Genomic DNA, 23,151 nt, shown 5'->3' on the forward strand with positions numbered 1-23,151 from the left:
CCCCCCACGGCCCCGTCACAGCCCGCCCGGCCCCCGCCCCGACAGCACCTCGCCGTACGCCTGCATGAGGTCCGCCAGCCGCAGCGTGGCCAGGTCGTCGCGGGTCGGCTCCCGCAGATAGCCGGTCAGCCGCAGATCGCGGTAGGCGCAGGACTTCTCGTACAGGGTCCGCAGGAACCGGCCGTTGCCCAGCTCGTCGATCCAGCCCTGGTCGACGACGTGCCCGGCGATGGAGCGCAGCTCGTCCAGCGCCTCCTCGTCCCACACGTCCCCGTTCTCCGCGGCCAGCACCTCACCGATCGAGGTCAGCTCCAGCGGCCGGTACGAGGGGAAGTCGACCCGCGTCGTGAAGCGCGAGGACAGCCCGGGATTCGCGGCGAGCAGCCGGTCCATGCCCTCGGGATAGCCGGCGAGGATCACCACGAGGTGGTCGCGGTTGTCCTCCGCCCGCTTGAGCAGCACCTGGAGCGCCTCGTCGCCGTACGCGTCGCCCTTGCCGTACCCCGAGTTGGACAGCGCGTACGCCTCGTCGACGAAGAGCACCCCGCCCAGCGCCGAGTCGATCAGCTCGTTCGCCTTGACGGCGGTCTGGCCCAGGTACTCGCCGACCAGGTCCGCCCGCTGCGCCTCCACCAGGTGGTCGCCGCCGAGCAGCCCGAGCGCGTAGAAGACCCGGCCGAGGATCCGGGCGACGGTCGTCTTGCCGGTGCCCGAGGGGCCGGAGAAGACGAAGTGCCGCTTGGGCGGTTGCACCGGCAGGCCCTGCCCGGCCCGCAGCCGCGCCATGTTCAGCTGCGCCGACAACGCCTTGACCTGCCGCTTGACCGGTTCGAGGCCGACCATCGACTCCAGCTCCGTGAGCGCCTCGTCGAGCAGCGTCGGATCGGCCGGCCCGGGCGGCAGCGGCGCCGCCACCGGTACCACCGCCTTCTCCCGCACCCGGTCGGCGTCCTCCGCCGTGCCCGCGCCGGGCGGCGGCAGATCCGGCTCGGACACCTTCAGGTCGCGCCCGTCGCTGGCGAACAGCGGATCGACGGACTCCCCGGTGTCCAAGCCGTCCTGAAAGCCCGTCAGCGACATCGGGGTGAGGTCGGTGCCGTCCGTGAAGTCCGCGTAGCCGTCCCCCTCGGTGATCGCCGCGAGCCGCGCCGCGGTGTCCATGAAGGCGGGGTCGACCCGGTGCACGGCCCGGTACAGCGGCAGCGCGGCGGCCGAGCGGCCGGTGCCCTCGTGCGCGCGGGCCAGCCAGTACCGCAGCTCCTTGCGCTGCGGCTGCTCGCTGCGACAGCGCATCAGGGCCGACGACAGCAGCGGTTCGGCCTGCCCGTACATGTCCAGGCGCACCCGCGCCATGCCGCCGAAGAGCCCCGCCTCGATGCCGAGCATGGGGTCGTCGACCAGCGGGTCCGTGTGCCGGACCAGCTGCTCCCAGTCCTTGACCAGATAGGCCCGGCAGGCGTGCAGGAACCGCACCTGCCGGTCCGCGTCGACCGGCGGCAGCGTGGCCAACGCCCGGTCCAGGTCCGGGACATGGCGGCCGTCCAGCCAGTGCGAGGCGTGCGCGAGCAGCAGGTCGCGCGGGTGCTCGAGCACCGGCTGGACCCACCAGCCCAGCCAGTACCAGGAGTTGAGGGTGCGGCGGTGCCGGGTGCGCTGCTCGCCGAACCGCTCGCGGTGCCGGAACATCCGCAGCAGGGCCGTCGTCGTGTCGATGCGCAGGGCGTGCAGCCCGAGCCAGCCGTCCGCCATCCCCGGATCCATCCGCACGGCGGCCCGGAACTCCTCCTCCGCCTGCGGGTATGCGCCCATCGTGTACGCGTCGACGCCCCGCAGCCAGGCGAGGTCGGCCGGGCCCGTCGGTGGTGCCCCAGTGCCGAAGCTCATCACGTCCCCCACACGCCGTGCCCCCGATGAACCTGAACCGCTCTGTCATGGACGGGAGTTGCCAGGATGCGGACAGCGAGCCGTCCAGAGGCCGCACCGACAGGCATCGTACCTGCGGGCACAGGGCGGGCCGAAGGGCGCAACGGGGTCGGATCGGTGCGCGATCGGGGGATTCGGTGCAGGTGAGCGCGGTACCACAGGGTGACTCTCGGTGAACGAAGTGTGCGCCGGAACACCGGTGAAGGGGCAATGCGGGCAGAACGAAGCCCCCGATCACGGGGGAACAACCGGGGGCTTCGCGACTGCGGGCGGCCCCTAAAGGCCGCACATTCAGAACGTAAGTCCTGTACGGCCCCTGGGTCAAGCCGAGTTGAGGCACTCGCGGAAACTGGCGGAAGGCGCTTTTCGCGCGTTCAGCACACCGCTGGCGGACCCTCACGGTGAGTGACGGAGTGGCGAGTCTGTGTGGTCCCGGCAGGGCCCGTGCGCATCTCGTATCCCTCCGGGCACTCTCTTACCAATTTCTTGGCGAACGGCCGGGAGGGGTCCCGCGCGAAATGCTCGCGCTCCGCTGGAATCCAGCCGTCCCAGAATTCCCGCTGCCCCGCACCGTCCCGCGCGCGCCCGCGCTCCCATGCCGGCCCGTCCGCCATCTCCATCCACAGCAGCTCCGCGAGGAACGGCCGCACCGCCCGCCTCCCGGCCCCCACGCCCTCGACGAGGACCACCCGGGCGGGCGGCAGCGGCCGCGTCCCCGCGAAGCGCCGGGCGTGCCAGTCGTACGTCTCGTAGTGCGCGGTCCGGCCGCGGGAGAGCGGCTCAAGGACCTGGGTGCGCAGCCGCCCGGTCCAGTCGAAGAGGGCGTCGTGGCTCGCGAGGTCGTCGAGGTGCAGCACCGGCGCGTCACCGAGCGCCCGTGCGAGCCGGCCGGCGAAGGTCGACTTGCCGGAACCGGCGTGCCCGTCGACGCCGACGAGCCGGACCGGGCCGCAGGAGGGCGGTAGCCGGCGCAGCCGTTCGGCGTACGGGCCGAGGGGGGTGTGCTGAGGGTCCACACCCGCAAGGGTATGTCGCGCGCCGATCGGTTTCATCGACGCCTCCGCAGGTCATGCCAGTGGTGAAGACCAATATTGGTGGCGCGTGGCCCTCCCGAAACGCTGGTGGAAATCCCGTTCCGGGAGCCATAGTTGGCGCACCGTTCCACCCGGAACGCATCCCGCGCGTCCGTCCGTCCGCCCGACCCGTCGACAGGGGGATCCTCCCGATGACCCGCCCCGACCAGCAGACCTCTTCGACCCCGTCCCGCAGAACCGTGCTGACGGCGGCCGCGGGCGCCGCGCTCGCCGCGACCTCGGCCACCGCCGCGCACGCCGCCGCCCCCGCACACCGGAAGGCCCCCGCCCGACCCGTGGACAACCGCGCCTGGACCACGTACGCCGACTGGCGCTCCGGCACCGGCCGCGGCACCCGCACCGTCGCGGGCGCCCGCCCCGGCGTCACCCTCGCCCGGGCCGCCGGCACGATGAGCTACACCGATCCGCACCTGAACCGGACGGCCGACTGGGAGTACGCGACCTGGACCTCGCCCCTCCACACGCTCGCCGTGCCCGCCACCGAGGTCATCGCCTCCTGGAACGCGCACACCCCGGCCGGCACCTGGATCCAGGTCGAGCTGCGCGGCACGTACACCGACGGCACCGCGACCCCCTGGTACGTCATGGGCCGCTGGACCGCGGGCGACGACGAGAAGGCGGACATCCGGCGCACCTCGGTCGACGACCAGAGCGACGGCCGCTCCAGCATCTGGACCGACACCTTCTCGATCGACGACGCGGCGTCCGGCCTGCGGCTCGTCTCCTACCGCCTGCGGCTCACCCTGCTGCGCACCCCGGGCGCCGAGGCCGCGCCCACCGTCTGGCGGCTCGGCGCGATGGGCTCGGACGTCCCGGACCGCTTCACCGTCCCGGCCTCCGTCCCCGGCTTCGCCGGTGAGCTGCGCGTCCCGCGCTACTCGCAGGACGTGCACGCCGGCCAGTACCCCGAGTACGACGGCGGCGGCGAGGCGTGGTGCAGCCCCACCTCCTCGCAGATGATCATCGAGTCCTGGGGGCGCAGGCCGACCGCCGCGCAGCTCGCCTGGGTCGACCCGTCCTACGCCGACCCGCAGGTCTGCCTCGCGGCCCGCTCGACCTACGACTACCAGTACGAGGGCTGCGGCAACTGGCCGTTCAACGCGGCGTACGCGGCCACGTACAAGGAGCTCCAGGGCGTCGTCACCCGGCTCGGCTCGCTCACCGACCTGGAGACGCTGATCGCGGCGGGCATCCCGGTCATCACCTCCCAGTCGTTCCTGAAGACCGAGCTGACCGGCGCCGGCTACGGCACCTCGGGGCATCTGATGACGGTCATCGGCTTCACCGCCGCGGGCGACGTGATCGCCAACGACCCGGCCTCCCCGGACGACCCGGCGGTGCGCCGCGTCTACCGGCGCCGCGAGTGGGAGAACATCTGGCTGCGCACGAAGCGGTACAACGCCTCCGGCGGTGTCGCCTCCGGCACCGGCGGCGTCTGCTACCTGTACTTCCCGACGCGCGTCACGCCCGCGCAGCGGCGCGCGCTCGCGGAGGTGGGTGTCCGCTAGGCACCGGCCGGGAGACGCGGGAGGGGCCTCGCGGGTGCGGCGGCCCCCCCTCGGGCCGCGTCCGCCCGGCATCGTCGGCCCTCGGATGCCCGGGCGGGGCCCGCGTGATGAAGGTCTCGGTCGCAAGCGGCCCGCGCGGTGGCATGGTGGAGGAGGCGCCGGAGGGGAGTCGGGCGCCCTCGGGGGGAGTTCCTGCCCCGATCAGGCCCCTGATCACGAGCCGAGCGAGACGCCCATGACCGCCAGTTCAGCCCCTGTCGCAGCCCCTGCCACCCGCACCGGCGGCCCCCGGGACCACGGCCCCGAGATCCTCGAACACGTCCTGGGCTGGACCCTCGTCGTGGTGGTCGCGATGCTCGTCACCCAGCTCGGCCTGCTGTGACCCCCGCGTCACCCGGCGTGAGGTGATCCGGGTCACGGCCGGCCCCGGAGCTGCCATACTGCGACATCCGCAGGAATCGGACACCAGGGCCGGAATTGAAGAACAGTGAACAGCGGGCGCGCGGTACCGATCGCTCGGTCGCGCGCCGCGCCGAACTCATCGCCATCGGGCGGAAGTTGTTCGCCGACACGTCCTACGACGCGCTGTCGATGGACGACATCGCCCAGCACGCCGGGGTCGCCAAGGGCCTGATCTACTACTACTTCACGTCCAAGCGCGGCTACTACCTGGCGATCGTCGAGGAGTCCGTCGGCGACCTCGTCGACCGGGCGAGCAGCGCCGAGGAGCTGGCCCCCCTCGACCGCGTCCACCGCACCCTCGACGGCTACCTGCGCTACGCCGAGCACCACCAGGCGGCCTACCGCACGATCATCACGGGCGGTGTGGGCTTCGACGCCGAGGTGCAGGCCCTGCGCAACGGCGTGCGCGAGGAGATGATCGCGACGATCGCCCGGGGCGCGTACGGCAAGCCCGACGTGCCGGAGCTGGCCCGGCTCGCCCTGCTCGGCTGGCTGAGCAGCGTCGAGGGCGTCACGCTGGAGTGGATCGGCCGCCGCGAGGTCGAACGGGACACGGTGCGGGACCTGTTGGTACGCACCCTCGTCGAAACGATGGGCGTGATCGCGGAGTTCGAGCCCGGTCTGCCGGCCCCTGCGGCGTGAGCGGCCGGGGCCGGCAGCCCGGCCCCGGCCGGCCGGGGTAGCGGCTACCAGGACACCGCCTAGTCGATCGCCTTGATCAGTTCGCCGTCCGCGGTGTCACCGGACAGCTCCCAGACGAAGGTGCCGCCCAGGCCCTGCCGGTTCTTGTAGTCCATCTTGCCCGCGATGGTCTGCGGGGTGTCGTAGCTCCACCAGTCCGAGCCGCAGTGCGCGTACGCGGTGCCGCCGACGGTGCCCGTCGCGGGGCACTTGGTCCGCAGCTCCTTGTAGTCGTCGATGCCGGGCTCGTACTTGCCGGCCGCCGGGCCGGTCGCCGTGCCGCCGGGGGCGTCCTGGGTGACGCCGGTCCAGCCGCGCCCGTAGAACCCGATGCCCAGCAGCAGCTTGGACGCCGGGACGCCCTTCGCCGTGAGCTTGTCGACGGTCGATGCGGAGTTCCAGCTCTCCTTCGGGATCCCGGTGTAGGAGGTCAGCGGCGAGTGCGGGGCCGTCGGACCCTGCGCGTCCCAGGCGCCGAAGTAGTCGTACGTCATCGGGTTGTACCAGTCGACGTACTGGGCGGCGCCCGCGTAGTCGGCGGCGTCCAGCTTGCCGCCGTCCTCGGCGTCGGCCGCGATGGCGGAGGTGATCAGGTAGTCGCCGCCGAACTTCGCGCGCAGCGCCGCCATCAGGTTCTTGTAGGCGTCGGGCCCGCTGGTGTCGCAGGTGAGGCCGCAGGCGTTCGGGTACTCCCAGTCGATGTCGATGCCGTCGAAGACGTCGGCCCACTTGGAGTTCTCGACGAGGTCGTAGCAGGACTGGGCGAACGCGGCCGGGTCCTTCGCCGCCTCGCCGAACCCGCCGGACCAGGTCCAGCCGCCGAACGACCAGAGGATCTTGAGGTTCGGGTGCAGCTTCTTCAGCTTGAGCAGCTGGTTGAAGTTGCCGCGCAGCGGCTGGTCCCAGGTGTCGGCGACGCCGTCCACGGCCTGGTCGGCGGTGTACGCCTTGTCGGTCGCCGCGTAGGAGTCGCCCATGGCGCACTTGCCGCCCTGGACGTTGCCGAAGGCGTAGTTGATGTGCGTCAGCCGATCGGCGGAACCGGACGTCTCGATGTTCTTGACGTGGTAGTTCCGGTCGTAGACGCCCCATTCGGTGAAGTATCCGACGACCTTCGAGCCGGCGGCGGCCGGGGCCGGGCCGGTCTCGGTCCGGGCCGACGCGGTGCCCGCGGAGGCGAGCATGCCGGCGCCGAGGACGACGCCGCACGCGGCGGCGGTCAGCGCTTTGAGGCGCGTGCGGGGGAGGTGCGGCCTGAGCATCTTGTCTCCTCGTGGGGGAGGGGTGACATACGGGATGTGGGGGATTCCGTGCTGGACCTGCGGACGGAACAGTAGGAGGACTAGACCAGTCGGGTCAATGGTCCGTACCAACCTCCGCAGCTTCCGCACACGGGGTGGAGGCCCGTGAAAAACTTGGAGTAAGCGGTCGTTAACTAGTGACGGGAGGCTCCGGATCGGGAATACTCAACACGCCGCAGCCGCTGGTCAGCCGCTTCCGAGACCCGGAAGGGCAGCATCGGTTCGGTCGTGCCCACCCGGTGGCGCCGCCGCACCCCGCGGCACCACCGCAGCGCCCGCCAGGGAGGAGAGCGCCGCCATGCCGGAGCCAGGAGTCGAGCGTCAGCTGCCGACGGACGAAGCCCAGGATCTGATGCAGCTGGTCCGTGACATCGCGCAGCGGGAGATCGCCCCGCGCGCGGCCGAGGAGGAGGACGCCGGCCGCTTCCCCCGCGAGACCTTCGCGCTGCTGTCCTCGTCCGGCCTGCTCGGACTGCCCTACGACGCGGAGTTCGGCGGCGGCGACCAGCCGTACGAGGTGTACCTCCAGGCCCTGGAGGAGCTGGCGGCGGCGCGCCTGACGGTCGGGCTCGGCGTCAGCGTCCACTCGCTGGCCTGCCACGCGCTGGCCAACTTCGGTACGAAGCAGCAGCGTTCCGAGTACCTGCCCGACATGCTCGGCGGGGGACTGCTCGGCGCGTACTGCCTGTCCGAGCCCTCGTCCGGCTCCGACGCCGCCTCCCTGCGGACGAAGGCGGTGCGCGACGGCGACGACTGGGTGCTCTCCGGCACGAAGGCCTGGATCACCCACGGCGGCATCGCCGACTTCTACACCGTGCTGGCCCGCACCGGCGGCGCGGGCGCCCGCGGCATCACGGCGTTCCTGGTCCCCGGCGACGCGCCCGGACTGAGCGCCGCCGTGCCCGAGAAGAAGATGGGCATGAAGGGCTCGCCCACCGCGCAGATCCACTTCGACGGAGTGCGGATCGGCGACGCGCGGCGGATCGGGGACGAGGGGCAGGGTTTCCAGATCGCCCTGTCGGCCCTCGACTCGGGCCGCCTCGGCATCGCGGCCTGCGCGATCGGCGTGGCGCAGGCGGCGCTGGACGAGGCGGTGACGTACGCCAAGGGCCGGTCCCAGTTCGGCCACCCCATCGCCGACTTCCAGGGCCTGCGCTTCATGCTCGCCGACATGGCGACGCAGATAGAGGCGGGCCGCGCCCTGTACCTGTCGGCGGCCCGGCTGCGGGACGCGGGCCGGCCGTTCTCCAAGCAGGCGGCCATGGCGAAGCTGCTGTGCACCGACGCGGCGATGAAGGTCACCACCGACGCGGTGCAGGTCCTCGGCGGATACGGCTACACCGCGGACTTCCCGGCCGAGCGCCTGATGCGCGAGGCCAAGGTGCTCCAGATCGTCGAGGGCACCAATCAGATCCAGCGCATGGTCATCGCCCGTCACCTCGCGGGACCTGAGTCCCGCTGAACTGCCCGGCGCGCACGGTCGGCGCGCTCAGCCGCGCCCACTCGGGGTCGGGCCGGCCCGGCAGCGTCCTGCCGCGGTCGGCCCAGGTGGCGAGCAGGGCCCGGTAGATGGGCGGGTCCTGGTGGACCGCGGGGGCCGCGACGCGCTGATGGGCGTACGGCGCGGCGGGACGCGGCGGCTGCGGTGCGGCGTGGGACAGCTGGGACAGCTGGGGAGGATGCGCCTGGGGTGCCTGCTGTTGCTGATGATGAACCGATTCTGCGGCAACAGGGACGAGGATGCGCCTGCGTCGTCCGGTGGGCGCAGAGGCCGGGATCTCCGTCGGGGTCATGCCAGGTCAACGCCGGGGCGACGGCTCGGGTCACGTGGTGACGGTATCGAGCGTCCGTTCGCGGCATAACCGGTCCGCGGGCGCCGGCGCGGCCGGACGTCTTCTCAGCCGAGCGGAGCTGACGTACCGTCAACTCCGCCGCCGGGCAGGCCGTACCCCTCCGGGCGACGTCAACCGGTCCGCACGCAGGGAGGATGCCCGTGGCCGACGACGAACGTCCCGTGGCGCTCGACGAGTACCCCGTCCACCAGGTGCCGCTGTCCATGCGGCACGTGGCGACCGGGGACCGCAACGCCTACGACCGCTGCATCTTCCACCTCGTCGACCCCGAGGGGCGCTACCTGCTCATCCTCGGCCTCGGCGTCTACCCCAACCTCGGTGTCGTCGACGCCTACGCCACGCTCCGCGCCGGCGACACCCTGCACGCCGTCCGCGCCTCCGACGCGCTGGACGAGGAGCACCGGATGCGGATGGCGGTCGGCCCGCTGCACATCCACGTCGAGCGCCCGCTCAAGGAGTTCGTCCTCACCTGCGCCGCCGAACCCGACGACCCCGACGGCCTCTCCTACGAGCTGACCTGGAAGGCCGGCTTCCCGGCCCTGTGGGAGCCGCACCACCTCCAGCGCCGGGGCGGCCGGCTGACCCTGGAGGGCAAGCGGTTCGTGCAGGCGGGCCGGGTCGACGGACGGCTGCGCGTGGGCGGCCGGGACATCGGCGTCCACGACTGGACCGGCACCCGCGACCGCAGCTGGGGGGTGCGCCCGGTACCGGGCGAGGAGGGCGGCCGGCTCGCACAGGAGCACCCCACCGAGGGCTTCCACTGGATCTGGGCGCCGGTCCGCTTCGACGACCGCTTCCTGATGGTGCTCACCCAGGAGGACGCCGACGGCCACCGCACCCTGACGGACGCCACCCTCGTCCGCGAGGGGCACCCCGACCGCCAACTCGGCTGGCCCCGCACCGACATCACCTACCGCCCGGGCACCCGCCACCCCGAGAGCGCGGTCGTCCACCTCGCCGACCCCCGCACCGGCAGGCCCCTCGAACTCGGCGTGGAGATCCTCACCTCCTCGCCCCTCGCGCTCGGCGCCGGCTATCCGCCCGCCGACGACTGGCAGCACGGCACCTGGCGGGGCCGCGACTGGACCGACCGGCGCACCTACGACCTCTCCGACCCGGCCGCGCACCCGCTGGCGGCGTACGGCGTGACCGACCACGCGGCCCGCTTCACCCTCGACGGGCGGGTCGGCCACGGCATCTTCGAGCACGGCAGCTTCGGCCGGCACGACCCGAGCGGCTTCACCGGCTTCGACGCGGTCGCCCCCGGGCGACCGTAACCCGCCTCCAGGCAGAGGGAGTCCGACGATGGCGACAGCGCCGCGCCCGCGCACCTCCACCCGCGAACCCGAAGAAGTCGGCCGCCTCCTCACCGGGTGGCTCCGCGGCAGGCTGCCGGGCGCCACCGCGGTGGACGTCCGGGTGCCCGAGTCCAACGGCATGTCCAGCGAGACGCTCCTCTTCGACATCGAGCACCCCGCACCCCCGGTGCGCTCCTGCGCGCTGCGGCTGGCCGCCGACCCGGCCGCGTACACGATCTTCCCGGAGTACGACATGCCGCGGCAGTACCGCACGATGCGGCTCGCCGCCGAGCGCGCCCGGATCCCGGTACCGCGCGTGCTGTGGCTGGAGGAGGACCCGGGGCCGCTCGGCGCCCCCTTCTTCGTCATGGAGCGGGTCGCCGGCCGGGTGCCGCCCGACGTCATGCCGTACACCTACGAGGGCAACTGGCTGCACGCGGCGACGGACGCCGAGCGGGCCCGCCTGGAGGAGGCGAGCGTCGGCGTCATCGCCCGGCTGCACGACGGCGTGCCGGCGGCCGACGCGCGGTTCCTGGAACTGCCCGGCGCGGGCAGCCCGCTGCGCCGGCACGTCGGCGCCCAACGCGCCTACTACGCCTGGGTGGTGGCCGGACTGGCCCCCTCACCGCTGATCGAGCGCGCCTTCGCCCGCCTGGAGCGGCTGTGGCCGGACGACGAGGGCGACGCCGTCCTCAACTGGGGCGACGCCCGGATCGGCAACATCATCTACGACGGCTTCGAACCGGCCGCCGTGCTCGACTGGGAGATGGCGGCCCTGGCCCCGCGCGAGGTCGACCTCGGCTGGACCGTCTATCTGCACCGCTTCTTCCAGGACCTCACCGTGAGCTTCGGCCAGCCGGGACTGCCCGGCTTCCTGCGCCGCGACCGGATCGAGGAGAGCTATGCGCGCCGCACCGGCCACACCCCGCGCGACATGGACTTCTACACGCTCTACGCCGCCCTGCGGCACGCCGTGGTGATGCTCAGGGTCGCCTACCGGCAGGCCCACTTCGGCGAGATCGCCGTGCCCGCGGATCCGGACACACTGATCCTGCACCACGACACGCTGCGCGCCATGGTGCAGGGCAGTTACTGGCGGGAGGCCGAGTGACCCCGAACGGGTCAGGCGGCGTCGCTGCGCTGGCGGGGCACCTGGATCGGGCGCGAACCGGGACCGCCGACGTGCGAGAACGGCTGGGTGCGCCAGTCGAGCCCCTGAGGGAGCGTCAACAGCAGCGCGGTGTCCTGCTCCTGAGCGCCCGTCACCGCGTCGGCGGGGCGCGCCTCGGCGGCGGCGCGGCCGGTGCCCGCACAGACGGAGAGCCCGAACGGGTTCCAGGGCGAGGCCACGTGGGCGTGCTCGGGCAGCTCGTCCTCGTCCGCGAGGAGGGCGATGGGCTGGGCGCAGTCCGGGCAGATCACCCGATACATCTCGAACGTGTCGTACGGGTCGGGCTCGTCGCCGGCCTCGTCGTCGAAGCCGGGTTCGACACCCTCCGGCTGGGGCTCGACAACCGCTTGCCTGCGGGTGCCGCGCGCGGCAGGGCGTCCGGGACGCTTCACACTCTGCATGGGATTCTCCCCCTCGGGTGGGCCGGCCGCTGATGTCCATGGGTGGCGGCCTCGACCACAGCAAGCACTTCCCGCCCCGCGCGCGAGGTAACCGCGCGAGACCCCAGGACACGGTCTGAAGGGTGTGGCCTTCGTCACATGTCGATTGCGGGTGCCCGGGGCGCGGTAGACGAGAGGCCCTTCGCGGTACCGGGAGGATCAAGGGACGGGTAGGTTCGTCGCCATGGAGGAGCTCGACCGACAGATCGTGCAGCTGCTCGTCAAGGACGGGCGGATGAGCTACACCGACCTGGGCAAGGCCACCGGCCTGTCCACGTCCGCGGTGCACCAGCGGGTGCGCCGCCTCGAACAGCGCGGCGTGATCCGCGGCTACGCGGCGGTCGTCGACCCCGAGGCGGTCGGGCTGCCGATGACCGCGTTCATCTCGGTCAAGCCGTTCGACCCGAGCGCCCCCGACGACATCGCCGAACGCCTCGCGGGCGTACCGGAGATCGAGGCGTGCCACAGCGTCGCGGGCGACGAGAACTACATCCTGAAGGTCCGCGTGGAGACCCCGCACGAGCTGGAGAACCTGCTGGCGCGGGTCCGCTCCCTCGCCGGCGTCTCGACCCGCACCACGGTCGTCCTGTCGACCCCGTACGAATCCAGGCCCCCGCGCATCTAGGGCCTGTCCGGCGGATCCTGTCGCGGGCGCGGGGTGCCGGCGACATCCCCGACAAGCACCCCGACACCGGACCACTGCGCACGACACGGGAAACTGGTCCCATGAGCACGCCCCCCAGCACCCGCACCGTCCTCCTGCGCCGCGGCGAGGTCCACAGCCCCGCCGACCCCTTCGCGACCGCCATGGTCGTGGAGGCGGGCCATGTCGCCTGGGTCGGCTCGGAGGGCGCGGCGGACGCGTTCGCGGACGGTGCGGACGAGGTCGTCGACCTCGACGGCGCCCTGGTCACCCCCGCGTTCACCGACGCCCACGTGCACACCACGTCGACCGGTCTGGCCCTCACCGGCCTCGACCTCACCGCCGCCCGCACCCGCGCCGAAGCCCTCGCCCTCGTCCGGGAGCACGCCGCCGCCCGCCCCGCCGACCGGGTCCTGCTCGGCCACGGCTGGGACGCCGCCCGCTGGCCGGACCGGCTGCCGCCCACCCGCGCCGAACTCGACGAGGCCACCGGCGGCCGACCCGTCTACCTCAGCCGCATCGACGTGCACTCCGCCGTCGTGAGCACCGCCCTGCTCGGCCTCGTCCCCGGCGTCGCCGACCGCGCCGGCTTCGACCGCACGGGCCCCCTCACCCGCGACGCCCACCACGCCGTCCGCGCCGCCGCCCTCGGCGCCGTCGGCCCGCAGCAGCGCACCGAGGCGCAGCGCGCCGCGCTCCGGCACGCCGCCTCGCTCGGCATCGGCTCGGTCCACGAGTGCGCGGGCCCCGACATCTCCTCCGAGGACGACTTCACCGGCCTGCTCGACCTCGCCCGCTCCGAGCCCGGACCGCGCGTCGCGGGCTACTGGGCGGACCGCGACATCGAGCGGGCCCGCGGCCTGGGCGCGCTCGGCGCCGCGGGCGACCTCTTCGTGGACGGCGCGCTCGGCTCGCACACCGCGCACCTGTGCGAGCCGTACGCCGACGCCGCCCACAGCGGCACCGCCTACCTCACGGCGGACGAGGTCGCCGCCCATGTGGTGGCCTGCACCGAGGCGGGCCTCCAGGCCGGTTTCCACGCCATCGGCGACGCCGCCTGCGCCACCGTCGCCGAGGGGATGCGCGCGGCCGCCGGGAAGATCGGCCTCGCACGGGTGCGCGCCGCACGGCACCGCGTCGAGCACGCCGAGATGCTCACCCCCGCCACCGTCGCCGCGTTCGCGGAGTTCGGCCTCACCGCGTCCGTGCAGCCCGCCTTCGACGCCCTGTGGGGCGGCGCGGACGGCATGTACGCCGACCGCCTCGGCGCCGGCCGGGCCCGCACCCTCAACCCGTACGCCGCCCTGCTGAAGGCCGGCGTCCCGCTCGCCTTCGGCTCGGACAGCCCGGTCACCCCGCTCGACCCGTGGGGCACGATCCGCGCCGCCGCCTTCCACCGCACGCCCGAGCACCGGGTCTCCGTACGGGCCGCGTTCACCGCCCACACGCGCGGCGGCTGGCGCGCCGTCGGCCGCGACGACGCGGGCGTCCTCGTCCCGGGCGCCCCCGCCGACTACGCCGTCTGGCGCACCGACGAACTGGTCGTGCAGGCCCCCGACGACCGGGTGGCCCGCTGGTCGACCGACCCGCGCTCGGGCACCCCGGGCCTGCCGGACCTCACCCCCGGCGGCGCGCTCCCCGTGTGCCTGCGGACCGTCGTGTTCGGACAGACGGTCTTCGTACGGCCGGACGAGTGATGTGCCGGGGCGGCGTGCGGCCGATCGCGCGTCCACGCCGTCCCGCACGACCTGCGTGTCCTCCGCCCTGACCAGGCGTCTTGGCAAAGAGTCGCAGGTCGAAGGGCTGTTGACAGAACGCGGCGGGGGACGGGTAGGTTCGGCCGGGTCCACCACCTTGCAGGCACGACCGGGGAAGTCCACGCAGTCGTCGAACGCAGCTGGGTCAGGGGGTGGTGCGCCGCACCGGCGCACCACCACTGGGAGCCAGGCCCAGCGCCCGCGCCACGGGGCGCTGGAACGTTCCGGCCGGTCGAGCCAGGTGCGACCCGGGTGGGGCCCGGGCGTTCAGTAGACAACGGCTCTCGGTCGACCCGCAGCCAGCGGGCCCCAGGTCGGCCCGAAGGACGCCCGGCCCCGATCCGCAGTTCCCGTACCGCCTCCGCAGGGCGCCTGGTCGGCGTGATCATTCCTGCTCGCTATGGTGGACCCCCTGTGAACGGAAGTCTTAAGGGGAACCTGTGAGCGACGGCGGTGGGCGGAAGTTCGGCCCTCTGGGTACGGCCTTGGTGATCATTCCGACCTTCAACGAGGCGGAGAACATCACGTCCATCGTGGGTCGCGTCCGTGCGGCGGTGCCCGCGGCGCACGTTCTGGTCGCCGACGACAACAGCCCGGACGGCACCGGCAAGCTGGCCGACGAGCTGGCCGCCGAGGACGACCGGGTGCACGTGCTGCACCGCACCGGCAAGGAGGGCCTGGGCGCCGCCTACCTGGCCGGCTTCGCCTGGGGCATCGCGCACGACTACGGCGTCCTGATCGAGATGGACGCCGACGGCTCGCACCAGCCGGAGGAGCTGCCCCGGCTGCTCACCGCCCTCAAGGGCGCCGACCTCGTGCTCGGCTCGCGCTGGGTGCCGGGCGGCCGCGTCGTGAACTGGCCCAAGTCCCGCGAGTTCCTCTCTCGCGGCGGCTCCACCTACTCGCGCCTGCTGCTCGACGTCCCCATCCGCGACGTGACCGGCGGCTTCCGCGCCTTCCGCCGCGAGACCCTCGAAGGACTCGGCCTCGACGAGGTCGCCTCCCAGGGCTACTGCTTCCAGGTCGACCTGGCCCGCCGCGCCATCAAGGCCGGCTACCACGTCGTCGAGGTCCCGATCACCTTCGTCGAGCGCGAGCTGGGCGATTCCAAGATGAGCAAGGACATCGTCGTGGAGGCCCTGTGGCGGGTCACCACATGGGGCGTGGGCGAACGGGTGGGCAAGGTGCTCGGACGCGGGCCGGACAGCCGCTGAGCCCCTCCGGCGGGCTCCGCTGATCCCGCGCTTACGCCGCTTGGACGCGGCAGCGGGCACACTTGAGGCATGACCACTGCCACCCCGCCCCGCAAGTCCCCGGGGGCCCGGCGCTCCCGGGCCCGTACGCTCCTGCCGATCGGCGTCGCCGCGTGGGTGGTCCTGGAGATCTGGCTGGGGACCGTGGTGGCCGGGGCGATCGGCGGATTCCCGTATTTCCTGATCATGGTGGCCGGCTTCGTGCTCGGCGCCGTCGTGATCAAGGCGGCGGGCCGCCGCGCCTTCCAGAGCCTCCAGGAGACGCTCCGGCGCCAGCAGCAGGGCGTCGTGGAGGCGGAGGAGCAGCGCCGCCAGGGCAACGGGCTGCTGCTGCTCGCCGGACTCCTGCTGATGATCCCCGGACTGATCACGGACGCTTTCGGGCTGCTGCTCCTCCTCCCGCCGCTGCGCGCGGCCCTGAGCCGCTACACGGAGCGGACGCTGGAGAAGAGGATCGGCGCGGCGGCCCCGGGCTCGTTGGGGGACGCGTTCCAGCAGGCGCGCATGCGCCGCCCCGGCTCCACGGTGATCCAGGGCGAGGTGGTCCGCGAGGACGGGCAGCCGGGCGGCCGGCGCGACGACGACGCACCGCGGCCGCCGCTCACGCCCTGAGGCGGCGCGGACGCACGACGAGGCCGGGGCCGGACACACGGTGTGTGTCCGGCCCCGGCCTCGTGCGCTGTCGTGAAAAGCCCCGCAGGGTTACGCGGACTTGCGGCTGTCCCTCGGGTGGACCGCGATGTTCATCGCGCCCGAGCGCAGCACCGCCAGGCGCTCCTCGAGGACCTCTTCGAGCTCCTCGCGGGTGCGCCGCTCCATCAGCATGTCCCAATGCGTACGGGCGGGCTTGGCCTTCTTCTCCTCAGGGCCGTCCCCGTCGACGAGAAGTGCCTGGGCCCCGCAGACCTTGCACTCCCACTCCGGCGGAATCTCGGCCTCCACCGAGAAGGGCATCTCGAAGCGATGTCCCTTCTCGCATGCGTACTCCACGGCCTGGCGCGGAGCCAGGTCGATGCCGCGGTCCGTCTCGTAGCTGGTCACTACGAGGCGCGTACCGCGAAGAGCTCGCTCACTCATGAATCGTGCCTCCCGGGCTTGTCGCCCACAGGACAGGTGTCGCTGTCGTCGTCATCCGGTCAACGTCCGGTCGGCGGTAAAGATTCCCCGTCCCCGGGTTATGCGTCGCCGTCGTGGCCGCCCCTTGTTGTACCCACCAGTGCCCGGTTTGTCACATCTGACACCAGATATCACCGAACGTCGCAGATTCTTGACGTGCAGTAACGGTACGCCTGGCAGGCCAACCGCGTACACTACCGGCCTTTGCCTTCAGGTGCTAAATCCGGGTCGGTACGGGATTCCCCGCGTCGCGGATCGCCTCCCGGACAGGTACCCGCGCGAGCAGGACAAAACCGATCAGGAAGAAAACGACCAGGGACACGATCGCGTCCCGGTAGCTGCCGGTCAGCTGGAACGCGAGCCCGAACACCAGCGGGCCCACCCAGCTGATGCCCCGGTCGCTCATCTCGTACGCGGAGAAGTACTCGGCCTCCTTGCCGCCCGGCACCAGGTGGGAGAAGAGGGAGCGGGACAGGGCCTGGGTGCCGCCCAGGACCAGCCCGATGCCGACCGCCAGGGCGTAGAACCAGCCGGGCGAGTCCTTCGGCAGGAAGTAACCCGCCCCGATGGTCGCCGTCCAGGCCACCAGCGAGCCGAGGATCGTGCGCTTCGCGCCGTACGCGCGCGCGAGCCGGCCCATCGCGAGCGCCCCGGCCACCGCCAGGACCTGCACCAGGAGCACCGCCGTGATCAGCGCCGACTGATCGAGGCGCAACTCCTCGGAGCCGTACACGGACGCCTGGGAGATCACCGTCTGCACGCCGTCGTTGTAGACCAGGTAGGCCAGGAGGAAGGAGAGCGTCAACGGATGGCGGCGCATGTCCTTCAAAGTGGCGACCAGCTGACGCAGCCCGGTCGCCGTGCGCGCACCGCCGCCCTGCGCGGGGACCGGGCGCCGCTCACGCAGACGCCGTAGCGGAATCAGGGTGAACGCGCCCCACCACACTCCGGCGGAGGCGAGACAGATCCGCACGGCCGCCGACTCGGTGAGACCGAAGGAGTCGTGGGCCAGATACAGCACCAGGTTCACCACGAGCACCAGCGCGCCGGCCGCGTAGCCGAAGGCCCAGCCGCGCGACGACACGGCGTCGCGCTCCTCCGCGGGGGCGATCTGCGGCAGGAAGGAGTTGTAGAGCGCCATCGAGACGGCCAGCGCGGCGTTCGCCACCACGAGGAGGAGTCCGCCCAGCAGATAGCGGTCGCCGTCCAGGAAGAACATGGCGGTCGTGGCCGCCGCCCCGGTGTAGGCGGAGAGGGCGAGCAGCGGCTTCTTGCGGCCCGACCGGTCGGCGGCCGCTCCCGCGAGCGGCATGACCAGGACCGCGACGACCACCGACAGGGAGACCGTGTACGCGAAGAAGGACCCCGCGCGCACCGGCACGCCCAGCGGACGGACATAGCCGTCCGCGTCGGCCGCGGCCTTCGCCACCGAGGTGAGGTACGGGCCCAGGAACACGGTCAGGACGCTCGTGGAGTAGACCGAGCACGCCCAGTCGTAGAAGTACCAGCCGCGCTGTTCGCGCTTGCGCTCGGCCAGGGCGGTGGCGCCCGCCGCCGTCCCCCGCGCGGTGTCGGTGCCCACCCGTGTCCCCTTGTTGACGTGCTGTCCCCGTGCGTCCCTCACGCCGCGGGCCCGGGTCCTCAGACCCAGCCTCCCCGGTCCTTCAGGACGTCCCGCAGCGTTTCGATGTGATCGGAAACTATGCCATCGACGCCCAGGTCGAGAAGCCGTCTCATCTCGGACTCCTCGTTCACCGTCCACACGTGGACCTGGAGCCCCCGCGCGTGGGCGGCCCGCACGAAACGCCCGTCGACGACCCGGATCCGCCCGTGCGCGACCGGGACCTGGGCGCACACCGCCGAGTCGCGCAGGGCGGCCGGGAGACCGTAGGACCTCAGCCGCAGGCCGAGCACCCCCTTGGTGCCGTACGAGGTCGCGAGGCGGGGTCCGGCGAGGGCCTGCGCCCGGGCGACCCGGCGCTCCGAGAACGAGCCGACGCAGACCCGGTCCCACGCGCGCGTGCGGCGCAGCAGGTCCAGCAGGGGGACGAGGGCCGGTTCGGCCTTCACGTCCACGTTCCAGCGGACGTCGGGGAAGGCCTCCAGCAGGTCCTCGAAGAGGGGGACCGGCTCCCTGCCCGCCACGCGCGCGTGGCGGACCTCGCTCCAGGGGAGGTCGGCGATCCGGCCCCGCGCGTCCGTGACCCGGTCGAGGGTGGCGTCGTGGAACGCGACGAGCCGGCCGTCCTGCGTGGCGTGCACATCGGTCTCGATGTAGCGGTAGCCGAGGTCCACGGCGCGCCGGAACGCCGCGTGCGTGTTCTCCAGGCCGCCCGCCGCCCCGCCGCGGTGGGCGAGGGCGAGCGGACCGGGGTGGTCGAGATAGGGGTGGCGTACGGGGTCGGTCACCGTCGCAGTATCGCCCGGCGCGGCGACACCCCGGTGGCCGCGGTGGTCCCGGCCGGCTGTGCGGGGGCGGCGAAGACGCGCAGGAAGAACTGGGCCAGCGGACCGATGGCGGCCGCGTACAGCACGGTGCCCACCCCGATCGTGCCGCCGAGCAGGAAGCCGGTGACCACGACGGTGACCTCCACGGCCGTACGCATCAGGCGGATCGAGCGGCCCGTGCGCCGGTGCAGTCCCGTCATCAGGCCGTCGCGCGGGCCGGGGCCGAACCGCGCCGCGATGTAGAGGCCGGTCGCCGCCCCGTTCAGCACGATCGCGACGATCATCAGAGGGACGCGCACCCCGTAGGCGTGCACCTCGGGCACCAGGGCGAGCGTGCCGTCCATGGCGAGGCCGACCACGAACACGTTCGACACCGTGCCGAGCCCGGGCCGCTGGCGCAGCGGGATCCACAGGAGCAGCACGCCCGCGCCCACGATGATCGACACCACGCCGATCGAGAGGCCGGTCAGCTCGGCGAGTCCCTGGTGCAGCACGTTCCACGGCTCCAGGCCGAGGCCCGCCTCCACCAGGAGGGCCGAACTGGCGCCGTAGAGGGCGAGTCCGGCGTACAGCCGCAGGAGACGGAGGGCGAGCGGACCGCCCCGGGGCGCCGACGCTCCCGTGGCCGACGGACCGGTCGCCCCGGTCGCCGACGGACCGGTCGCCGACGGTACGGGCTGCGGCGGCTCGGACACCGAGGGCTCTGGCACGGAAGGCTCGGGCGCTGACAAGACATCCCCCTGTGGTGATAGTGGACCGACCCGTGTCACTCTGTGGCCTGTGAACCCCGGCCAACCATGGCCAATTCCGGGAAGGTGGACTGGACCGCATGGCTCAGTGGACTTCGGCGATCGGCTCGGCCCAGCTCGCCCGGCTGCTCACCTCGCAGCAGGACCGCCCGCCCGGCCCCGGCGCCCGGCGCCCGCCCGCCTACCGCGCGCTCGCCGACGGCATCCGCCTGCTCGTCCTGGAGGGCCGGGTCCCGGTGGCCACCCGGCTGCCCGCCGAGCGGGAACTGGCCCAGGCCCTCTCGGTCAGCCGCACCACCGTCGCCGCCGCCTACGAGGCGCTGCGCGGCGAGGGATTCCTGGAGTCGCGCAGGGGCGCGGGCAGCTGGACCGCGGGCCCGGCCGGGAACCCGCTGCCCGCGCGCGGCCTGGAACCCCTGCCGCCCGAGGCCCTCGGCTCGATGATCGACCTCGGCACCGCCGCCCTGCCCGCGCCCGAGCCGTGGCTGACCCGCGCCGTGCGCGGCGCCCTCGACGAGCTGCCGCCCTACGCCCACACCCACGGCGACTACCCGGCCGGGCTGCCCGCGCTGCGCACGATGATCGCCGAGCGGTACACCGCGCACGGCATCCCGACCATGCCCGAGCAGATCATGGTGACGACCGGCGCCATGGGTGCCATCGACGCGATCTGCCATCTCTTCGCGGGCCGCGGCGAGCGCGTCGCCGTCGAGTCGCCCAGCTACGCGAACATCCTCCAGCTGATGCGGGAGGCGGAGCTGCGGCTGGTCCCCGTCGCCATGGCCGACCGGCTCGCCGGCTGGGACCTCGACCGCTGGCGGCAGGTGCTGCGGGACGCCGCGCCCCGGCTCGCCTACGTGGTCGCGGACTTCCACAACCCGACCGGCGCGCTCGCCGACGAGGAGCAGCGCCGCTCGCTGGTCGACGCGGCCCGCTCGGCGGGCACCGTGCTCGTGGTCGACGAGACCATGACCGAACTGCACTTCGACCGGGACCGGGACATGCCGCGCCGCGTCTGCGCGTTCGACCCGGCCGGTTCAACGGTCGTCACGGTGGGCTCCGCGAGCAAGGCGTTCTGGGCCGGCATGCGGATCGGCTGGGTGCGGGCGGCCCCGGACGTGATCCGCAGCCTGGTCGCCGCGCGCGCCTACGCGGACCTGGGCACCCCCGTGCTGGAGCAGCTGGCCGTGAACTGGCTGCTGAACACCGGCGGCTGGGAGGAGGCCGTGGAGCTGCGCCGCTGCCAGGCGCGGGAGAACCGGGACGCCCTGGTGAGCGCCTTGCGCAGGGAACTGCCCGACTGGGAGTTCGACGTGCCGGAGGGCGGCCTGACGCTGTGGGTCCGGGCGGGCGGGCTCTCCGGTTCGCGGCTCGCCGAGGTGGGGGAGCGGGTCGGCGTGCGGGTGCCGTCCGGGCCGCGGTTCGGCGTGGACGGCGCGTTCGAGGGCTATGTGCGGCTGCCGTTCACCGTGGGGGGCGCCGTGGCCGACGAGGCGGCGGTGCGGCTCGCGACGGCGGCCCGGCTCGTGACGGACGGTCAGGGTGCGGGCGGGGACGTGCCGCGCACCCTGATCGCGTGAACCGCCGTCAGCGCTCCGCGAGCGCCTCGGCCTCGTCCGGCACCGCCTCCGCGGCGGTGTCGGCCCCGGCGCTCGCCGACGCCTCGGACGGCTCGGCCGTCGCGGACGGCTCCGCCGGGTGGCCGGGCCGGTCCGGCAGCAGCGCCATGACGGCCTGCCGGTGCGCCTCGCTGGTGGCGTCGTCGTACGGGTCGGGCGTGGCCGGCACCTGGAGCCGGTGGACCGCACCGGTGCCGAGGCGCGCGTAGCCCCGGCCGGGCGGCACGTCGGAGGTGGGCGTGGTCCCCGGCTGGACGCCGAGGACCTCCTCCAGCTCCTCCGCGGTGGCCGGACCGAGCACCACGCGCGCGCGGGTGTGCTGGCGCACCGGCTCGATGAGGGCGTCGAGGCTGTCGAACTGCTCGGCCACGACGACCGTCACCCCGGCCGCGCGCCCGTGTCGCAGCGGCACCTGGAGCAGGGTCTGCGGGTCCTTGCGGCCGTCCGCGGCGGCGAGGTGGCCCAGGGCGCCGGGCCGGTCGAGCAGGATCCACAGCGGGCGCTTGATGTCGTCCGGAGTGGGGTGTCCGGCCTGTCGTGCGCGGTTCGCCGCGATCAGCCGGCGCTCGGTCTCGTGCGCCGCCCATTCGAGACTGGCGAGCGCGCCCGCGAGGCCGCACTCGACGGCGAGGACGCCGTCCCGGCCGACCAGGCTGGCGTAGTCGCCGGTCCCGCTGCCCTCGACGATCAGCACGTCGCCGTGCTGGAGGGCCTGGAGGGCGATCGAGCGCACCAGGGACGTGGTGCCGCTGCCCGGCTGACCCACGGCCAGCAGGTGCGGTTCGGTGGAGCGGACGCCGGTGCGCCACACCACCGGCGGCACGTCGCGCTGCTCCTCGCCGTCCATGACCGGCAGCGTACGCTGCACCCCGGTCCCGTCGGTGAAGCCGAGGACCGTCTCGGCGGGCGCGGTCACGAAGCGCTGGGCGGCGATGTCGGTGGGGAGCGGGGCGAGCACCGTCACGGTGAGGTGGTTGCCCTCCTCGTCCCAGGCGAAGTGGTACTCACGGCCGCGGCCCAGCTTGGCGCCGAGCAGCTGCTCGATCCGCGCCCGTGACTCGGCCTCGCCGTCGGCGAAGTAGGCGGGGTAGCTGATCGTGAGCCGGTCGAAGCGGCCGTCGCCGTCGAAGTCGTACGTCTCGAAGGCCTTCTCCCACTCGCCGCCGTGGGCGTAGAGCGGGCTGGGATCCTCGGCCACGGAGAAGTACGGGACGAGCGCCTCGTAGAGCGAGGAGAGGCGCTTGACCTGGGACTCGTCGGGTCCGGCCGGTGCCTCGGGCTGCTTGGGGTCGCGGCCCTTCCACGCGGCCGCCGCCATGACCGTGATGATCGCGAGCAGCGGCCCGTAGGGAATGAACACCACGACCAGGACCACGGCGGCCACCAGGAACAGCAGCGGTCCGCGCCGGTCCTTGGGGGTGTCGGTCCACTTGCGTCGTCCGGCGGCAGCCAGACGACGCAGGCCGCGGGTGATCGTGATGAGCGGGTGGAGGACGTCGGTGGCGCCGTCGGCGGCCGTCCGTGCCATTTCCCGGCTCCGGGCGATGGAGGCGCTGCCGGTGCTCAGAATCCGGGGCAACGGGGAGTTGGGACGCCTGACCACGTCGGTCTCCTGAAGGTGTGTGCGGGTGGATGGGCCGTCAGAACTTGATCCCGCCGAGCAGGCTGGCGAGGCTCGCCCCGCCCGCCTTGATGCTCGGGGCGATGGCCGTGCCCGCCAGGTAGAAGCCGAAGAGGGCGCATACCAGTGCGTGCGAGGCCTTCAGTCCGTCCTTGCGGAAGAAGAGGAAGACGATGATGCCGAGCAGCACGACGCCCGAGATGGACAGGATCAT

21 protein-coding genes are annotated in these 23,151 nt (G+C 73.1%); 11 read left to right on the plus strand and 10 right to left on the minus strand.

The features are described from left to right. Positions 1–15 precede the first annotated feature (15 nt). Both ACIP5K_RS21780 and ACIP5K_RS21785 read right to left on the minus strand, forming a co-directional pair. Positions 16–1,884, minus strand: a complete 1,869-nt coding sequence (locus ACIP5K_RS21780; RefSeq protein WP_401411782.1) for an AAA family ATPase — start codon at positions 1,882–1,884, stop codon at positions 16–18. 413 nt (positions 1,885–2,297) lie between these two features. Then, positions 2,298–2,975 carry a uridine kinase gene (locus tag ACIP5K_RS21785; protein WP_401411784.1) on the minus strand — a complete coding sequence of 226 codons (678 nt, stop codon included), beginning with the start codon at positions 2,973–2,975 and terminating at the stop codon, positions 2,298–2,300. Between the two features lie 173 nt (positions 2,976–3,148). On the opposite strand from ACIP5K_RS21785, the gene ACIP5K_RS21790 reads away from it, so the two are divergent. The 3 genes from ACIP5K_RS21790 (at position 3,149) to ACIP5K_RS21800 (ending at position 5,629) form a co-directional block, all read left to right on the plus strand. Beyond that, complete coding sequence (locus ACIP5K_RS21790) at positions 3,149–4,525, plus strand: peptidase C39 family protein (protein ID WP_401411786.1); 1,377 nt, start codon at positions 3,149–3,151, stop codon at positions 4,523–4,525. 235 nt (positions 4,526–4,760) lie between these two features. Further along, positions 4,761–4,907: an SCO1431 family membrane protein gene (locus ACIP5K_RS21795; RefSeq protein WP_401411788.1), complete on the plus strand. Its 147-nt coding sequence runs from the start codon at positions 4,761–4,763 to the stop codon at positions 4,905–4,907. Positions 4,908–5,002: 95 nt separating this feature from the next. Further along, entirely contained in the window at positions 5,003–5,629 is a 627-nt protein-coding gene (locus tag ACIP5K_RS21800) for a TetR/AcrR family transcriptional regulator (protein ID WP_401411790.1), read from the plus strand. Between the two features lie 59 nt (positions 5,630–5,688). Here ACIP5K_RS21800 and ACIP5K_RS21805 read toward each other — a convergent pair whose 3' ends face one another. Continuing rightward, positions 5,689–6,930: a glycoside hydrolase family 18 protein gene (locus tag ACIP5K_RS21805; RefSeq protein ID WP_401411792.1), complete on the minus strand. Its 1,242-nt coding sequence runs from the start codon at positions 6,928–6,930 to the stop codon at positions 5,689–5,691. A gap of 337 nt (positions 6,931–7,267) precedes the next feature. Between ACIP5K_RS21805 and ACIP5K_RS21810 the strand changes: the two genes are divergently transcribed. From ACIP5K_RS21810 to ACIP5K_RS21820, 3 genes are all read left to right on the plus strand, one after another. Then, a complete protein-coding gene (locus ACIP5K_RS21810) occupies positions 7,268–8,431 on the plus strand; it encodes an acyl-CoA dehydrogenase family protein (RefSeq protein WP_401411794.1) in 1,164 nt (387 codons plus the stop codon). 525 nt (positions 8,432–8,956) lie between these two features. Then, complete coding sequence (locus ACIP5K_RS21815) at positions 8,957–10,099, plus strand: hypothetical protein (protein WP_401411796.1); 1,143 nt, start codon at positions 8,957–8,959, stop codon at positions 10,097–10,099. 28 nt (positions 10,100–10,127) lie between these two features. Next, positions 10,128–11,231, plus strand: a complete 1,104-nt coding sequence (locus ACIP5K_RS21820; RefSeq protein WP_401411798.1) for a phosphotransferase family protein — start codon at positions 10,128–10,130, stop codon at positions 11,229–11,231. Between the two features lie 11 nt (positions 11,232–11,242). Here ACIP5K_RS21820 and ACIP5K_RS21825 read toward each other — a convergent pair whose 3' ends face one another. Continuing rightward, entirely contained in the window at positions 11,243–11,692 is a 450-nt protein-coding gene (locus tag ACIP5K_RS21825) for a hypothetical protein (RefSeq protein ID WP_401411800.1), read from the minus strand. A gap of 223 nt (positions 11,693–11,915) precedes the next feature. Between ACIP5K_RS21825 and ACIP5K_RS21830 the strand changes: the two genes are divergently transcribed. The 4 genes from ACIP5K_RS21830 (at position 11,916) to fxsA (ending at position 15,996) form a co-directional block, all read left to right on the plus strand. Then, positions 11,916–12,356, plus strand: coding sequence for an Lrp/AsnC family transcriptional regulator (locus ACIP5K_RS21830; RefSeq protein WP_111665596.1), 441 nt, complete (start codon positions 11,916–11,918; stop codon positions 12,354–12,356). A 101-nt stretch (positions 12,357–12,457) separates the two neighbouring features. Further along, positions 12,458–14,071, plus strand: coding sequence for an amidohydrolase (locus tag ACIP5K_RS21835; protein WP_401411802.1), 1,614 nt, complete (start codon positions 12,458–12,460; stop codon positions 14,069–14,071). A 500-nt stretch (positions 14,072–14,571) separates the two neighbouring features. Beyond that, the gene (locus ACIP5K_RS21840) at positions 14,572–15,345 is read left to right on the plus strand and encodes a polyprenol monophosphomannose synthase (RefSeq protein ID WP_401411804.1); all 774 of its coding nucleotides are present in this window, start codon (positions 14,572–14,574) and stop codon (positions 15,343–15,345) included. Positions 15,346–15,414: 69 nt separating this feature from the next. Beyond that, complete coding sequence (fxsA, locus tag ACIP5K_RS21845; protein ID WP_401411806.1) at positions 15,415–15,996, plus strand: FxsA family membrane protein; 582 nt, start codon at positions 15,415–15,417, stop codon at positions 15,994–15,996. 90 nt (positions 15,997–16,086) lie between these two features. On the opposite strand, the gene ACIP5K_RS21850 is transcribed toward fxsA, so the two are convergent. From ACIP5K_RS21850 to ACIP5K_RS21865, 4 genes are all read right to left on the minus strand, one after another. Then, positions 16,087–16,461 carry an RNA polymerase-binding protein RbpA gene (locus ACIP5K_RS21850; RefSeq protein WP_003977404.1) on the minus strand — a complete coding sequence of 125 codons (375 nt, stop codon included), beginning with the start codon at positions 16,459–16,461 and terminating at the stop codon, positions 16,087–16,089. Between the two features lie 256 nt (positions 16,462–16,717). Beyond that, positions 16,718–18,082 (minus strand): MFS transporter, encoded by a 1,365-nt coding sequence (locus ACIP5K_RS21855; protein ID WP_401411808.1) that lies wholly within the window; start codon positions 18,080–18,082, stop codon positions 16,718–16,720. A gap of 59 nt (positions 18,083–18,141) precedes the next feature. Next, a complete protein-coding gene (locus ACIP5K_RS21860; RefSeq protein ID WP_401411810.1) occupies positions 18,142–18,909 on the minus strand; it encodes a glycerophosphodiester phosphodiesterase in 768 nt (255 codons plus the stop codon). Then, on the minus strand, positions 18,906–19,526 hold the full coding sequence (locus ACIP5K_RS21865) for a YitT family protein (protein ID WP_401411865.1): 621 nt from the start codon (positions 19,524–19,526) through the stop codon (positions 18,906–18,908). Before ACIP5K_RS21865 ends, ACIP5K_RS21860 begins: the two co-directional genes overlap by 4 nt. A gap of 251 nt (positions 19,527–19,777) precedes the next feature. Here ACIP5K_RS21865 and ACIP5K_RS21870 point away from each other — a divergent pair, with 251 nt between their 5' ends. Beyond that, the gene (locus ACIP5K_RS21870; RefSeq protein WP_401411812.1) at positions 19,778–21,277 is read left to right on the plus strand and encodes a PLP-dependent aminotransferase family protein; all 1,500 of its coding nucleotides are present in this window, start codon (positions 19,778–19,780) and stop codon (positions 21,275–21,277) included. 7 nt (positions 21,278–21,284) lie between these two features. Here the strand turns inward: ACIP5K_RS21870 and ACIP5K_RS21875 are convergent, their stop codons facing one another. After that, the gene (locus ACIP5K_RS21875; protein WP_401411814.1) at positions 21,285–22,844 is read right to left on the minus strand and encodes a hypothetical protein; all 1,560 of its coding nucleotides are present in this window, start codon (positions 22,842–22,844) and stop codon (positions 21,285–21,287) included. Positions 22,845–22,956: 112 nt separating this feature from the next. Continuing rightward, complete coding sequence (locus ACIP5K_RS21880) at positions 22,957–23,151, minus strand: hypothetical protein (protein ID WP_018534760.1); 195 nt, start codon at positions 23,149–23,151, stop codon at positions 22,957–22,959.

It is taken from the genome of Streptomyces sp. NPDC088785, from assembly GCF_044750685.1.
Classification (GTDB): domain Bacteria; phylum Actinomycetota; class Actinomycetes; order Streptomycetales; family Streptomycetaceae; genus Streptomyces.